Genomic DNA, 13,548 nt, shown 5'->3' on the forward strand with positions numbered 1-13,548 from the left:
GGCCCTTCATCGCGATGGCACGACGGCCCCGACCAGGCGTCTGCGCGCGACCAGCCCTTCCCCGACCAGGGTGCCCAGCAGGACCAGGTTCGCCAGCATCAGGGCGGCCAGGGGCGGAAACAGGAGGGTGGCGGGTGCCACCAGGGCACACAACACCGCGATCGCCAGCACCCGGGACCAGAGCGTCCGGCCGGTCACCACGGCATCGAACAGGACGCTGCCGAGCAGGAACAGGACCGGTCCGCCGAGGGTGGCGACCATCAGCTCGACCGGAGCGCGGCCGAACGGCCGGTCGATGACCAGCGAGGTGCTGGTCGAGACCAGCACCACCCCGGCCACCATGACCAGATGGCTGTACGAGGTGGAGGTGCCGGAACGGACCCGTTCCACAGTCGCGACGCTCGGTGGCGCCAGGATCCGCTGGACCCGCTGGAAGTAGAGCTGGAACAGCAGTACCGCACTGACGAACGCGACAGCGCTGGTGGCCACCGCGCCGGCCGTGAATCCGCTGCCGGCCAGCCCCATGCCGGTACTCAGGATCAACTCGCCGAGCGCGACGATGAAGATCGCCCGGTGCCGCTCGGAGAGGTGTACCCCGGTGAAGATCTGGCTGGCAAGCTCGGTACGTCCCAGCCTCGGCGTCGGCCAGCCGACCCGGGCCGAGCCGAGGTCGACCGCCACCGCGAGAGACCAGAGCACCAGTCGGGCGGTTTCGTCCGCGAACACCCCGGCCACCCAGGGCGTCACTGTGACGCCGAACCAGAAGAACACCCGGATGCTCCTGGCCTGGATCGGCCGGTTCACGCGGGTGCCGGGGATCAGGACGGCGTCGCGGACCAGGTGGATGGCGAAGTAGGCCGCGACGAAGAGCCCCCCGTACCGACCGAAGGCGTACGGAGTCGCGATCGCCATCAGCAGGGTGCCGAGCATGACCAGCAGGGTGGTCGCCTGGATGATCGGCAGTCGGGGGTTGAACAGGTCGGTGAGCCACGCGGTCAGCACCCAGACCCACCAGGCGGCCAGCAGCAGGACGGCGGTCTGCGCCGCGCCCCGGACGGTGAGGTTCTCGGCCAGGCTGGCAGCGAGCCGGGAGAACATGAAGATGTAGACGAGATCGAAGAAGAGTTCCAGGAAGGTCGGGTATTCCGGCTCGCCGCGGCGGCGGAGGATCCGGGGGAGCGGAGCGGATGTCACTGCGCTGCCTCCTGTGCCACCCCACGCCCTGGGCGCCGCGCCCCGACTGCGCACCCGCCACGCTACCGACAGCGCGGTCTCCGGTGGTCGGGAACGGGCTGGGCGGGAGCGGTCGGGTCCGCAGACGTGCAACGGCCCCCTGCCGACGCTGAGCGTCGGCAGGGGGCCGTCCTACGAGCAGTAAATCAGCGCAGCCAGGGGATGTTGCGGTCGAGCAGACCGCGTTCCTTGAGCTCCTTGCGCAGCGGGATCTCGTCGTCGACGTACCCGTCCCAGTTGATGCCCCAGTAGTTGGCGGTGTGGGTGCCCTCACCGATCAGCTGGCGCTGCACGGGGGTGCGGTTGCGGTACCACTCGCCGTTGACGTCGGGGTGCAGCTCGTCCAGCGGACGGATCCACCGGTAGGTGTAGCCGACGAAGAGCATCTTGCGGGTGATGGTCGACAGGTTCGTCGACCGCGAGTGCCACTGCCGGCGGTCGAAGATGAAGGCGTCGCCCGGGTTGGCCGTGATCTCCACCGTGCCCTCCGGGTCGGGGTTCTGCACGGTGAGGTCCGCCGGCCGGGGCAGCGAGTTCTTCAGGTGGCTGCCCGGGATGACCTTGGTGGCGCCGCGGCCGGTCTCGGAGAGGTCCGACAGCACGTACGCGACCTTCAGCGAGAACATCGGCCGAGGCAGGTTCGGGTCCATCGTCTCCGGGTCGGAGTTCTGCCGGTACCCGTCCTGGTGCCAACCCCAGTACGGCTTCTCCGGCTCGGCGGCCGGCGGGGTGACGTCCAGGTGGTTGTGGTGGGTGTAGATGTTCCAGCCGGCCAGCCCCCACATGTACGGGAAGGCGATCGGGTGGGTCAGCAGCTCACCGAAGAGCTCGTCGCGCTCCAGGAAGCCCAGCAGGTGCAGGGTGCCGTCCTTCTTGGTGGTGCCCTTGGCCTGCTCCTCCGCATAGACGCGGTCGACCGCCGCCTCCAGCGCCGCCCGGTGGTCCTCCGTCAGGACGTTGCGCAGCAGGAGGAAGCCCTGCTCGTGGAACTCCTTGCGGTCAGTGTCGCTGATCGGTTCGTAACCGGTCCGGTCGCCGTAATCGAACACCGCGTCGTACCCCTCCCCATGAGGTGAAACCTTTTCTGGCACAGGCCGCCGATCGTAACGCGGCGGCCCAGGCATCGGGGAGGGTGTGGCGCGGGATTGGGCCAGGGCGGGACCGGCCGCAGCGGGAGAAACGCAGAGAGTGAGATCTGGGTGATCAATAGTGCGATTCGGTCTGGATTGCCCGATTGTGCGGTGACTGCCGGTTAAGAGATCCGGGTCGGTCAACCCTCGTTGAACACTTCGGCCACCACCTGGCCGGCGGGGTTCTGCCGGGCGTCCACCCGGCCCCACGAGCCGTCGCGGGCGGTCCACTCCAGGTCGCCGAAGCGGACCCGCTTCACCCCGTGGTCCTGGGCGTGCGAGACCAGCCAGTGCGCGTACCGCCAGCCGTCGCGCTGGTCGCCCGGAGTCACCGCCAACCCGGTCGGGTCGGTCGGGTCGGTGCCCTTGAGCCCCCAGTCCAGCACCAGGTTGCGGGTCAGTTGCGCGGCCGCCGCTGCGCCGTGCATCGCCGGGGTGCGCCCCACCGAGCAGCTGACCGCGCCGCTGGCGTCGCCGAGCAGGGCCCGGCTGAGCACCTCGGAGTCGTCGGCCCACTTCTGGTACGCCTCGGGGAACGCCGAGCGCTGCACCCGCTGGGCGGCGTCGGTGACCCGCATCTCCTCCCAGCCGCGCACCTTCTTGAGGGCCGCGTAGAACCGGTTGGCCGCGTAACGCGGGTCGCGGATCTGCGCCGGAGTGCCCCAGCCCTGGCTTGGCCGTTGCTGGAACAGGCCGACCGAGTCGCGGTCGCCGTCGGCGAGGTTGCGCAGCCCGGACTCCTGGTACGCGGTGGCGAGCGCTACCACGACCGCCCGCTCGGGCATTCCACGCTTCGCGCCGATCGCGGCGATGGTCGCCGCGTTGGCCATCTGGTCGGCGTCCAGGGCGACCCGACCGTCGGCCTGCACTGTGCACTTCCGTGCCACCAGCGGCAACGTGAGCTTGTCGCCCACCTGCCGTACGACGAGCCAGATCGCGATCACGGCGACGAGGATGAGCACCACTCCACCCGCCACGGTTGCCCGAGTTCGCACCCACACCCCCAGATCGACAGTCTGACAAGCGTACGTCCCCGCTGGCCCTCTGCGGGTCGTCCGAGTGGTTCGGGCCCAGCCTGGCCGACTCCGACCGGTTCGGGGCGGCTCCGCTGTCGCGTACCGGTTGGCCACGTTCCCGCTCCGGTGGCGATCTCACCTGCCACGTCGTTCTGTCGCCCGCCCCGGTGCAGGGGTGTCGGGAGCGTCACCGGGTGACCGACAACGGGAAGCGATTCCTCAAGCGCTTCGCGCGCCCCGAGGAGGTCGTCGAGCTGGTGGTCTTCCTCGCGTCCGACCGGGCGTCGTACATCACCGGGGCGAACTACCCGGTCGACGGCGGCGCGACCGCCTGGTGACCCGACCTTGGGGCGCCGCCGCTCCCGGTGGCGCCCCGACCGTCAGGCGTCGAGAGCGGGCACCCAGCGCGCCGGTCGTTTTTCCCGGAACGCAGTGACCCCCTCGCGCCCCTCGTCGGAGAGGAAGTAGCCGGTCGAGACGGCGGAGAGTCGCGCCAGGTCGGCGCGCAACTCGGCGGTACCCGGTCGACGCAGCAACTCCTTCGCGCCGGCCAGCGCCCCGGGCGCGCCGCGCACCAGCGAGTCGCAGTAGCCCCGTACTGCGTCGTCCAACCCGTCCGCCGGGACCGAGGCCGTCACCAGGCCGATCTCGGCGGCCCGGCGACCGTCGAAGGTGTCGCCGGTCAGGTACAGCTCGGCGGCGGCGCGGGGGTGCAGCCGGGGCAGCACGGTCGCCGAGATCACCGCCGGGATCACCCCGATGCGTACCTCGGTGAACGCGAACGTCGCCTCGTCGGCGCAGAGCGCAAGGTCGGCGGCGGCGATCAGGCCCAGCCCACCGGCCCGCGCCGGCCCGCCGACCCGGGCCAGCACCGGCTTCGGGCACTCCCAGAGCGCCGCGAGCACGTCACCCAGCATCCCGGCCGGCACCGTCCCGCTGGCGTACGCCGCGGCGGTCTCCTTCAGGTCCGCGCCGGAGCAGAAGACCGGGCCGGTGTGGTCGAGCACGATCACTCGGACCGCCTCGTCGGCGACCGCGTCCGCCAGCCCGGCCAGCAGTTGGGTCATGAGGCCGGTGGAGAGCGCGTTGCGGTTGTGCGGGCTGTCCAGGGTGAGGGTGGTCACCCCACGGGCCGTGGCGACCCGCACGAGGACGTCGGGAGAGGTCATGCCGGGCACACTAGTGGCCATGCCCGGCGTCCTTCCAGATGGTGAGACCGTCCCCGTCGACGGATCGTTGCCCGCCACCGCCACCGCGGCGGTCGGCGCGCGCGGCTTCGGCGTGTACGTGCACGTGCCGTTCTGCGCCAGCCGCTGCGGATACTGCGACTTCAACACCTACACCGCTGCCGAACTGGGTGGCGGCGCCAGCCGCGAGGGGTACGCCGACACCGTCCTGGCCGAGCTGACGCTCGCCGCCCGGGTGCTCGGCGACACCCCGCCGCCCCGGGTCGACACCGTCTTCGTCGGCGGAGGCACACCCACCCTGCTCTCCGCCGACGACCTGGCCCGCATCCTCGACGGCATCGACCGCACCTGGGGGCTGGCCGCCGACGCCGAGGTGACCACCGAGGCCAACCCCGAGTCGGTCACCCCGGAATCGTTGAAGCTGCTGCGGGCCGCCGGCTACACCCGGATCTCGCTGGGCATGCAGTCCGCCTCCCCGGGGGTGCTGGCGATCCTGGACCGCAAACACAGCGCCGGCCGGGCCACCGCCGCCGCCCTGGAGGCGCGCGACGCCGGGTTCGAGCACGTCAACCTGGACCTGATCTACGGCACCCCGGGGGAGCGGGCCGAGGACTTCGCCGCCTCGCTGGAGCAGGTCGTCGCCGCCGGGGTGGACCACGTCAGCGCATACGCCCTGATCGTCGAGGACGGCACCCGGCTCGCCGCCCGGATGCGGCGCGGCGAACTGGCGTACCCCAGTGACGATGTGGCCGCGGACCGCTACCTGGCCGCGGAGGCCGCGCTCGACGCGGCCGGACTCTCCTGGTACGAGGTCTCCAACTGGGCCCGCACCGAGGAGGCCCGCTGCCGGCACAACCTGCTCTACTGGACCGGCGCGGACTGGTGGGGGCTGGGGCCGGGGGCGCACAGCCACGTCGGTGGGGTGCGCTGGTGGAACGTGAAGCACCCCTCGGCGTACGCCCAGCGGTTGGCCGCCGGCGCGTCTCCCGGCCTGGCCCGGGAGGTGCTCACTGTCGACGAGGCGCACATGGAGGACGTGATGCTCCGGCTGCGGCTGGCCAGCGGCCTCCCGCTGGCGGTGCTCGACTCCACCGGCCGGGCCGGCGCCGAGCGGGCGCTGGCCGGCGGCCTGCTGGCCGGCGACGAGTACGCCGCCGGCCGGGCGGTGCTCACCCTGCGCGGGCGGCTGCTCGCCGACGCGGTCGTCCGCGACCTGCTGCCCTGAGTGGCCCACCGTCCCGCACCGGGACAGCGGTGTTCCGAACCGGCCGGGGGAGCGGCCGGCCCGGTTCACTTGATGAAGTTGGCCGTCATCGGGTAGCGGTACGGGGTGCCCTCGTTGGCCTTCATGCCGGCGATGATCCCGAACAGGATCTGGATCACCACGACGGCGATGCTGGGCAGGAAGAGCAGGCACCAGCTCACGAAGAGCAGCACGAACGCGATGATCGACCAGAGGATCTGGAAGTTCAGGGCGGCGAGGGCGTGCGCCCGGACGGTCGGCGACTGCTGGCCGCGGGCCAGGTAGGCGATCAGCGGGGCGACGAAGCCCAGCGGACCAAAACTGACCAGCGCGCCGAGCGCGCCGCCGAAGTGCGCGACCAGCGCCCAGGTCTTGTCCTCGTTGTTGGCGTAGCCGCCGCCGGGGCCGCCGTAGGCCCCACCAGCCGGGTACCCGCCGGGCGGGGGATAGCCCCCGGGCGGGGGGTAACCGCCTGCCGGAGGGTAGCCGCCTGACGGCGGTTGGTCACCGGTGGGCGGCGGATAGCCACCGGGCGGGGGATAGCCGGCCGGCCCGGGCGCCCCGGACAGTGGTGCGGTGGGCGGCTCGGCCGACGGGGACGGGCCCGGGGAGGTGGGCTCCGGCGGGTAGTTGCCGGGGTCGCCCGACCCGGGAGGGCGAGGAGGTTCAGTCATGGATGTCACGGTAGGGGCCTGTGGCAACGCCGCACCAGAGCGACACCGCCTGGCAGTGCGGGCCGATCGGCCCAACGCCGGTGGCGTGGGCCGCACCGACGGGTGGCCGTTGATCATCGCGTCGGCCGGCCCGCCGACGTAGACTGGCACTCGTTACAGTCGAGTGCCAGACGGCCCGGCCGGCCCAGAGCGCCGGCGGCCGACGTGCGACAGGAGGTGCGGAGGATGGGTCTCGACGACCGGAAACTCGCAGTGCTCCGCGCCATCGTCGAAGACTACGTCTCCACCCAGGAGCCGGTCGGCAGCAAGGCGCTGGTCGAGCGGCACCAGCTCGGGGTCTCCCCGGCCACGGTCCGCAACGACATGGCCGTGCTGGAGGAGGAGGGCTACATCCGGCAGCCGCACACCAGTGCCGGCCGGGTGCCCACCGACCGCGGCTACCGCCTCTTCGTCGACCGGTTGTCCCGCGTCAAGCCGCTCAGCCCGGCCGAGCGCCGGGCCATCGAGCGCTTCCTGGTCGGCGCGGTCGACCTCGACGACGTGGTGCACCGCACGGTGCGGTTGCTCGCCCAGCTGACCCGGCAGGTCGCCGTAGTGCAGTACCCGAGCCTGGCCCGCTCCTCGGTGCGTCACCTGGAGCTGGTGCCGATCTCCACCACCCGGCTGATGCTCGTCATGATCGCGGACACCGGGCGGGTGGAGCAGCGACTCGTGGAGTTGCCCGGGCCGGTGCCCGCCGCCGACGTCACCGACCTGCGCCGACTGATCAACGAGAAGCTCGCCAACGCCCGGCTGTCCGAGACGCCACCGCTGGTGCAGGCCTTGGTCGAGGAAGCGCCCACCGGGCTGCGCCCGACCATGACGACGCTCGCCACCGTGCTGCTGGAGACCCTGGTCGAGCGGCACGAGGAGCGGATCGCGCTCGCCGGCACCGCGAACCTCACCCGGGGCGGCCTGCTCGACTTCCAGGGCTCCCTGCGGCCGATCCTCGAGGCTCTGGAGGAGGAGGTCGTGCTGCTCAAGCTCATCGGTGAGACCGAGCCGAGCACGACCCGGGTGCTGATCGGCGACGAGAACGAGTTCGACAACCTGCGCGCCGCCTCGGTGGTCAGCACCGGGTACGGCCCGGGCACCACCATCGTGGGCGGCCTGGGGGTGCTGGGGCCCACCCGGATGGACTACCCCGGCAACATCGCCACGGTGCGCGCCGTGGCACGCTACGTGGGCGAGTTGCTGGCCCAGAACTGATTGGTCAGGGCCGATGCGGCCGGCTGCGGCCGCCGACCGGCGCAACGCGAGACGAACATGAGGACACGGAACGCAGTGGCCAGGGACTACTACGGCATTCTCGGTGTGAGCCGGGAAGCCTCCGATGACGAGATCAAGCGCGCCTACCGCAAGCTGGCCCGCCAGTTCCACCCGGACGTCAATCCGGACCCGGAGGCTCAGGAGAAGTTCAAGGACATCAACGCCGCGTACGAGGTCCTCTCGGACGATCGGAAGCGGCAGATCGTCGACCTGGGTGGCGACCCGCTCGCCCCGGGTGGCGGCGGTGCCGGGGGCCCGGGTGGCCCCGGAGGCGCCGGCCCGTTCGTCGGCTTCCAGGACATCATGGACGCGTTCTTCGGCGGTGCCGGAGGTGGCGCCCGTGGCCCACGGCCGCGTACCCGCCCGGGCGCCGACGCGATCCTGCGGCTCGAACTCGACCTGCACGAGACGGCCTTCGGCGTGGAGGCCCCGATCACCGTCGACACCGCCGTGCTCTGCACCACCTGCTCCGGCGCCGGCACGGCCGCCGGCACGCACCTGGCGACCTGCGAGGCGTGCGGCGGTCGGGGCGAGGTGCAGTCGGTGCAGCGCACCTTCCTCGGCCAGGTGGTCTCCGCCCGGCCGTGCACCGTGTGCCAGGGCTACGGCACCACCATCCCGCACCCCTGCCCCACCTGCGCAGGCGACGGCCGGGTGCGGACCCGCCGTTCGCTGACCGTCAAGATCCCGGCCGGTGTCGAGGACGGCATGCGGATCCGGCTGGCCCAGCAGGGCGAGGTGGGCCCCGGCGGCGGCACCGCCGGTGACCTCTACGTGGAGATCCACGAGCGCCCGCACGACGTGTACTCCCGCAAGGGCGACGACCTGCACTGCCGAGTCACAGTGCCGATGACGGCGGCGGCGCTGGGCACCCGGCTGACCATCAAGACGCTGGACAGCGAGGAGACCCTCGACGTCAAGGCCGGCACCCAGCCGGCCAGCACGCTGCGACTGCGCGCCCGCGGCGTGCCGCACCTGCGCGGCACCGGCCGTGGCGACCTCTACGTCCACCTCGACGTGCGGACGCCCACCAAGCTCGACCCGGACCAGGAGAAGATGCTGCGCGACTTCGCCAAGACCCGTGGTGAGGAGGTCGCCGAGCTGTCCAAGCAGGGCGGCTTCTTCTCCCGGATGCGCGACGCGTTCAACGGGCACGCCTGAGGTGTCCGCACCGCTGTTCCTGGTCGAGGCGCTGCCCACCGGCGACGCGCTGACCCTGGACGGCCCGGAGGGGCATCACGCCGCCACCGTGCAGCGGCTGCGCGTCGGCGAGGAGCTGCTGCTCGCCGACGGTCGGGGTGGCACGGCCGCCGCCGTGGTCACGGCCGTCGGCCGGGGCAGCCTGGAGGTCACCATCACCTCCCGGGGGTACGCGGACGCGCCGGTCCCCCGTCTGGTGACCGTGCAGGGCATCGCCAAGGGCGACCGGGGTGAGCTCGCCGTGCAGGCGATGACCGAGGTCGGGGTGGACGAGATCGTGCCCTGGGCGGCCTCGCGTTCGGTGACCCAGTGGCGCGGCGACCGGGGCGTACGCGCCCGGGAGAAGTGGGTGGCCACCGCCCGGGAGGCGGCCAAGCAGGCCCGCCGACCGTGGCTGCCGGTGGTGGCCGGTGCGCCGGACGAGTCCACCGCCACGGTGGCCCGTCGGATCGCCGGTGCCGCCGCCGGGTTCGTGCTGCACGAGGAGGCCGAAGAGCGGCTCACCACCGCCGAGCTGCCCTCCACCGGCGAGATCGTGCTGGTGGTCGGCCCAGAGGGTGGCATCGCCCCGGCCGAGCTGGCCGCCTTCGCCGAGGCCGGCGGGCGACCCGTACGCCTCGGACCGGCCGTGCTGCGCACCTCCACCGCCGGGGTGGCGGCCCTCAGCGTGCTCGCCACCCGCCTCGGCCGCTGGTGACCCTCGGCGACGGGCTCGGTCAGGGGCGGGGAAACACCGGCACCACCTCTTCCTCCGGCCCCAGATCCAGCCCGGCCGGCCCGATGATCTGCGGGTCCGGTGTGCCGACCACCTCGGGGTCCTTGCCGGTGTAGTCGAAGCGGTGCAGCACGTGCCGCATCGCCTCGAGCCGCGCCCGCTTCTTGTCGTTGCTCTTCACCACCGTCCACGGCGCGTCGGCCGTGTCGGTCCAGAAGAACATCGCCTCCTTGGCCTCGGTGTACTCGTCCCACCGGTCGAGTGACGCGATGTCCATCGGGGACAGCTTCCACTGCCGGACCGGGTCGACCTGGCGGATCGCGAACCGGGTGCGCTGCTCGTTCTGGGAGACGGAGAACCAGAACTTCACCAGCCGGATGCCGGAGCGCACCAGCATCCGTTCCAGCTCCGGGGCCTGCCGTAGGAACTCCAGGTACTCCTTGCGGCTACAGAAGCCCATCACCCGCTCCACGCCGGCCCGGTTGTACCAGGAACGGTCGAACAGCACGATCTCGCCGGCCGCCGGCAGGTGCGCCAGCCAACGCTGGAAGTACCACTGGGCGGCTTCCCGCTCGTCCGGCTTGGCGAGCGCCACCACCGATGCGCCACGCGGGTTGAGGTGCTCCATGAAGCGTTTGATGGTGCCGCCCTTGCCGGCCGCGTCCCGGCCCTCGAAGAGAATCACCAAACGTTCGCCGGACTCCTTGATCCAGTCCTGGAGTTTCAGCAGCTCGATCTGGAGCAGTCGCTTGTCGCGGTCGTACTCGTCGCGGTCCAGTCGCTCGTCGTACGGGTAGTCCTCGCGCCAGGTGTCGACGGGGGTGCCGTCGGGGCGGAGCAGGACAGGGTCGTCGTCGTGGCCATCGGCCACCCGGTAGTCGGCGGTGAGGTCCAGCAGCGCGGAGTCGGCCATGTCGGTGGGACTTACCCTCCCGCGAACCGCCAACCACCTCCCCGGCCGGGTGATCTGCCGGCGGCGTCGACCTCAGCTGCGCAGGTAGGAGGCGCCGTTGAGGTCGACGATCGTGCCGGAGGCCCACTCGGCGTGCGGCGAGGCCAGCCAGTGCACGGCGGCGGCGATCTCCTCCGGTTGGCCCACCCGGTCGAACGGGCTCTGCGCCCGGATGGCCGCGCCCCGCTCGCCGCGCAGGTGCTCGGTGGTCATGTCGGTCGCCACGAAGCCCGGCGCGACGGTGGCGACAGTGATGCCGTACGGCGCGAGCGCCACGGCGAGGGACTGGCCCAGTGCGTTCAGCCCCGCCTTGCTGGCCCCGTACGCCGGCTGGTGCGGCTCGCCGCGGAACGCGCCCCGGGACGAGACGTTGACGATCCGCCCGCCGCGTTCGCGCATGTGCTGGGCGGCGCACCAGGTGACGTTGCCGGCGCCGGTCAGGTTGGTCTCCAACACCTGCCGCCAGCGCTGCTGCCACTCCTCGTACGAGGCGCCGAAGATCGGGTGCGGGTCGTCGCGGTCGCCGTACGTCCCGGCGTTGTTGACCAGCACGTCCAACCCATTGAGCAGGTCGGCGGCCCGGTCGACCATGACCCGGACCGCGTCCGGATCGGTGAGGTCGGCGCGGACCACCACGTGCCCGGTGCCCGGCAGTTGCGCGCGTAGTTCCTCGGCCGCGTCGGCGGAGTCGCGGTGGTGGATGGCAACCCGGTCGCCGCTGGCCGCGAACGCCTTCGCCACCGCGCGGCCGATTCCGCGCGAGGCCCCGGTCACGAGTACCGCCCGATCCGTCATGCCGGCCATCCTGCCTCAGCCGCACCTTCCCGGCGAACAGGCCGGTGGCGCATGCTGCGCCGGAGCGCCCCCGGCCCGTTAGTCCTTACACTGCCCCGATGGGATCCGACTGCCTGTTCTGCCGCATCGTCGCCGGGGAGATCCCGGCCACAGTGGTCCGGGAGACCGACACCACGCTCGCCTTCCGCGACATCGACCCGAAGGCGCCGGTGCACGTCCTGGTCATTCCGAAGGAGCACTACGCCGACGTCGCCACGCTCGCCCAGGGTGACCCGGCGCTGGCCGCCGACGTGCTGGCGACGTCCGCCGCCGTGGCCGAGGACGAGGGGCTGCTCGGCGACGGTTTCCGGCTGATGTTCAACACCGGCGCGTACGGCGGGCAGGAGGTCTTCCACGTGCACGCGCACCTGCTCGGTGGTGCGCCGCTCGGCCCGATGCTCGCCCGGGACCTGGCGTGAGCGAGCGCAGCGAGCGAACCAGCTGGCTCAGTAGCGTGGCGCCTCGCGCCGTCGCGCAGCGAAGCGGAGCGACGGCGTGAGCAAGCGCAGCGAGCGAACCAGCTGGCTCAGTAGCGTGGCGCCTCGCGCCGTCGCGCAGCGGAGCGGAGCGACGGCGTGAGCGAGCGCGGTCCCGACGGTCGCGGTGCTGAGCATCTGGACCGGTTGGTGCGGCGGGTGCAGGCCGAGGCCCGGGTGCCCGCGGTGTCGGCGGCGCTGCACCGGGTCGACCGACCGCTCTGGAGCTGCACCGTCGGCGAGACCGGCACCGACAGCCCTCTGGACGCGGGCACCCAGTTCCGGATCGGCTCGATCACCAAGACGTTCACCGCGGTGCTGGTCCTGCAGTGCCGCGACGACGGGCTGCTGGACCTGGACGACCCGGTGGGCCGGCACCTGGACCTCCCGGCGCACGGCGAGCTGACCGTACGCCGGTTGCTGTCGCACACCGGTGGCCTGCAACGCGAGCCGTTCGGCGATGTGTGGGACAGCCTGCGCGCACCGGACGACGACCAACTGGTCGCCGAACTCGACCGGGCCGAGCGGGTGCTGCCGACCGGCCGGCGGTTCCACTACTCCAACCTGGGCGTGGCCGTACTCGGCCAACTCGTCGCCCGGCTCCGGGGCGGCAGCTGGGCGCGGGCGCTCACCGAGCGGATCCTGACGCCGCTGGGGCTGACCGACACCACTGTGACCCCGCGGCCGACGGCGGCCACCGGGTTCCTGGTCGACGCGTACTCGGACGAGGCGCACCCGGAACCGCCGACCGACTTCGGCGCGGTCGGCCCGGCCGCCCAGCTCTGGAGCACCGCGACCGACATGGCCCGCTGGGCGGCGTTCCTGGCCGACCCGGCGGCGCTGGACCCGGCCGGCGCGGTCCTCGCCCCGGCCACCCTGGACGAGATGCGTTGGCCAGTGACCACCACCGACGAGACGCTCTGGGGCGCGGGTTTCGGGCTCGGGCTGATCCTCATCCCGCAGGGGGAGCGGGTGATGCACGTGGGGCACGACGGGGCGATGCCCGGGTTCCTCGCCGGGGCGTACGGCCGCCGCGGCAATGACGGCACGCCCGGCGCGATGGGAGCCGCGGTGCTCGGCTCGTCCGGCACAGCGACCGAACTGTTCGACCTGTCGCACCGGCTGCTCGCCGCGGCGGTCGAGCACGACCCGGCCGAGATCGAGCCCTGGCGACCCGGCGCACCCGCGCCGGCGGCCCTGCGGGGTGCGCTCGGCCGCTGGTGGGGCGAGGGCTCCGAGTACGTCTTCTTCTGGCACGACGGCACCCTGCGAGCGCGCGGGGTCGGTGACCCGACCGGACGTCCGCCGGCGGTCTTCACCCCGCTGCCGGACCAGCCGGACGTGTTCCGGGTGGTCTCCGGTCGGGAGGTCGGTGAGTTGCTGCGGCTGACCCGGGACGAGGCCGGCGCGGTGGTCCGGATGCACTGGGCGACGTACCGGTTCACCCGCCACCAGGAGACCTTCGACCGGTACGACTTCCGGGCCGGGAGTTGATCGCGGCCAGCGGAAATGGGCGCGATGCGCCCCGCGTTGAACCGATACGATGGGTGTAACGTCCGCACGCCAGGCCAGCAGGCCGG

Annotated in this window: 13 protein-coding genes and 1 pseudogene; 7 read left to right on the forward strand and 7 right to left on the reverse strand. The window is 72.3% G+C overall.

The genetic code is table 11. The features are described from left to right. Positions 1 to 6: 6 nt before the first annotated feature. From ACIA47_RS29860 to ACIA47_RS29870, 3 genes are all read right to left on the reverse strand, one after another. Positions 7 to 1,194, reverse strand: coding sequence for a low temperature requirement protein A (locus ACIA47_RS29860; protein ID WP_396711623.1), 1,188 nt, complete (start codon positions 1,192 to 1,194; stop codon positions 7 to 9). Positions 1,195 to 1,379: 185 nt separating this feature from the next. Further along, on the reverse strand, positions 1,380 to 2,282 hold the full coding sequence (locus ACIA47_RS29865; RefSeq protein ID WP_091409805.1) for a phytanoyl-CoA dioxygenase family protein: 903 nt from the start codon (positions 2,280 to 2,282) through the stop codon (positions 1,380 to 1,382). 221 nt (positions 2,283 to 2,503) lie between these two features. After that, entirely contained in the window at positions 2,504 to 3,364 is an 861-nt protein-coding gene (locus ACIA47_RS29870; protein ID WP_203122735.1) for a hypothetical protein, read from the reverse strand. Positions 3,365 to 3,597: 233 nt separating this feature from the next. Here ACIA47_RS29870 and ACIA47_RS29875 point away from each other — a divergent pair. Then, positions 3,598 to 3,717: pseudogene (locus tag ACIA47_RS29875) on the forward strand (SDR family oxidoreductase); the annotation flags it as partial. 42 nt (positions 3,718 to 3,759) lie between these two features. Here ACIA47_RS29875 and ACIA47_RS29880 read toward each other — a convergent pair. After that, positions 3,760 to 4,548: an enoyl-CoA hydratase-related protein gene (locus tag ACIA47_RS29880; protein ID WP_396711624.1), complete on the reverse strand. Its 789-nt coding sequence runs from the start codon at positions 4,546 to 4,548 to the stop codon at positions 3,760 to 3,762. 19 nt (positions 4,549 to 4,567) lie between these two features. Between ACIA47_RS29880 and hemW the strand changes: the two genes are divergently transcribed. Next, on the forward strand, positions 4,568 to 5,791 hold the full coding sequence (hemW, locus tag ACIA47_RS29885; RefSeq protein WP_396711644.1) for a radical SAM family heme chaperone HemW: 1,224 nt from the start codon (positions 4,568 to 4,570) through the stop codon (positions 5,789 to 5,791). A gap of 65 nt (positions 5,792 to 5,856) precedes the next feature. On the opposite strand, the gene ACIA47_RS29890 is transcribed toward hemW, so the two are convergent. Beyond that, positions 5,857 to 6,483, reverse strand: a complete 627-nt coding sequence (locus tag ACIA47_RS29890; RefSeq protein ID WP_112642144.1) for a DUF4870 domain-containing protein — start codon at positions 6,481 to 6,483, stop codon at positions 5,857 to 5,859. Positions 6,484 to 6,708: 225 nt separating this feature from the next. On the opposite strand from ACIA47_RS29890, the gene hrcA reads away from it, so the two are divergent. The 3 genes from hrcA to ACIA47_RS29905 all read left to right on the forward strand — a co-directional run bounded on the left by hrcA (position 6,709) and on the right by ACIA47_RS29905 (position 9,688). Further along, positions 6,709 to 7,731, forward strand: coding sequence for a heat-inducible transcriptional repressor HrcA (gene hrcA / locus ACIA47_RS29895; RefSeq protein WP_203124700.1), 1,023 nt, complete (start codon positions 6,709 to 6,711; stop codon positions 7,729 to 7,731). 75 nt (positions 7,732 to 7,806) lie between these two features. Next, positions 7,807 to 8,952: a molecular chaperone DnaJ gene (gene dnaJ, locus ACIA47_RS29900; protein WP_203124704.1), complete on the forward strand. Its 1,146-nt coding sequence runs from the start codon at positions 7,807 to 7,809 to the stop codon at positions 8,950 to 8,952. 1 nt (position 8,953) lies between these two features. After that, positions 8,954 to 9,688 (forward strand): 16S rRNA (uracil(1498)-N(3))-methyltransferase, encoded by a 735-nt coding sequence (locus ACIA47_RS29905; RefSeq protein ID WP_396711626.1) that lies wholly within the window; start codon positions 8,954 to 8,956, stop codon positions 9,686 to 9,688. A gap of 19 nt (positions 9,689 to 9,707) precedes the next feature. On the opposite strand, the gene ppk2 is transcribed toward ACIA47_RS29905, so the two are convergent. Both ppk2 and ACIA47_RS29915 read right to left on the reverse strand, forming a co-directional pair. After that, positions 9,708 to 10,619, reverse strand: a complete 912-nt coding sequence (gene ppk2, locus ACIA47_RS29910; protein ID WP_203124696.1) for a polyphosphate kinase 2 — start codon at positions 10,617 to 10,619, stop codon at positions 9,708 to 9,710. Between the two features lie 72 nt (positions 10,620 to 10,691). After that, positions 10,692 to 11,453 (reverse strand): SDR family NAD(P)-dependent oxidoreductase, encoded by a 762-nt coding sequence (locus tag ACIA47_RS29915; protein WP_396711627.1) that lies wholly within the window; start codon positions 11,451 to 11,453, stop codon positions 10,692 to 10,694. Positions 11,454 to 11,551: 98 nt separating this feature from the next. Here ACIA47_RS29915 and ACIA47_RS29920 point away from each other — a divergent pair, with 98 nt between their 5' ends. Both ACIA47_RS29920 and ACIA47_RS29925 read left to right on the forward strand, forming a co-directional pair. Next, positions 11,552 to 11,911 (forward strand): histidine triad nucleotide-binding protein, encoded by a 360-nt coding sequence (locus ACIA47_RS29920; RefSeq protein WP_088988083.1) that lies wholly within the window; start codon positions 11,552 to 11,554, stop codon positions 11,909 to 11,911. 156 nt (positions 11,912 to 12,067) lie between these two features. Then, positions 12,068 to 13,462 (forward strand): serine hydrolase domain-containing protein, encoded by a 1,395-nt coding sequence (locus ACIA47_RS29925; protein ID WP_396711628.1) that lies wholly within the window; start codon positions 12,068 to 12,070, stop codon positions 13,460 to 13,462. Positions 13,463 to 13,548: the final 86 nt, after the last annotated feature.

This window comes from Micromonospora sp. NPDC051227, from assembly GCF_044455385.1.
Classification (GTDB): Bacteria; Actinomycetota; Actinomycetes; order Mycobacteriales; family Micromonosporaceae; genus Micromonospora.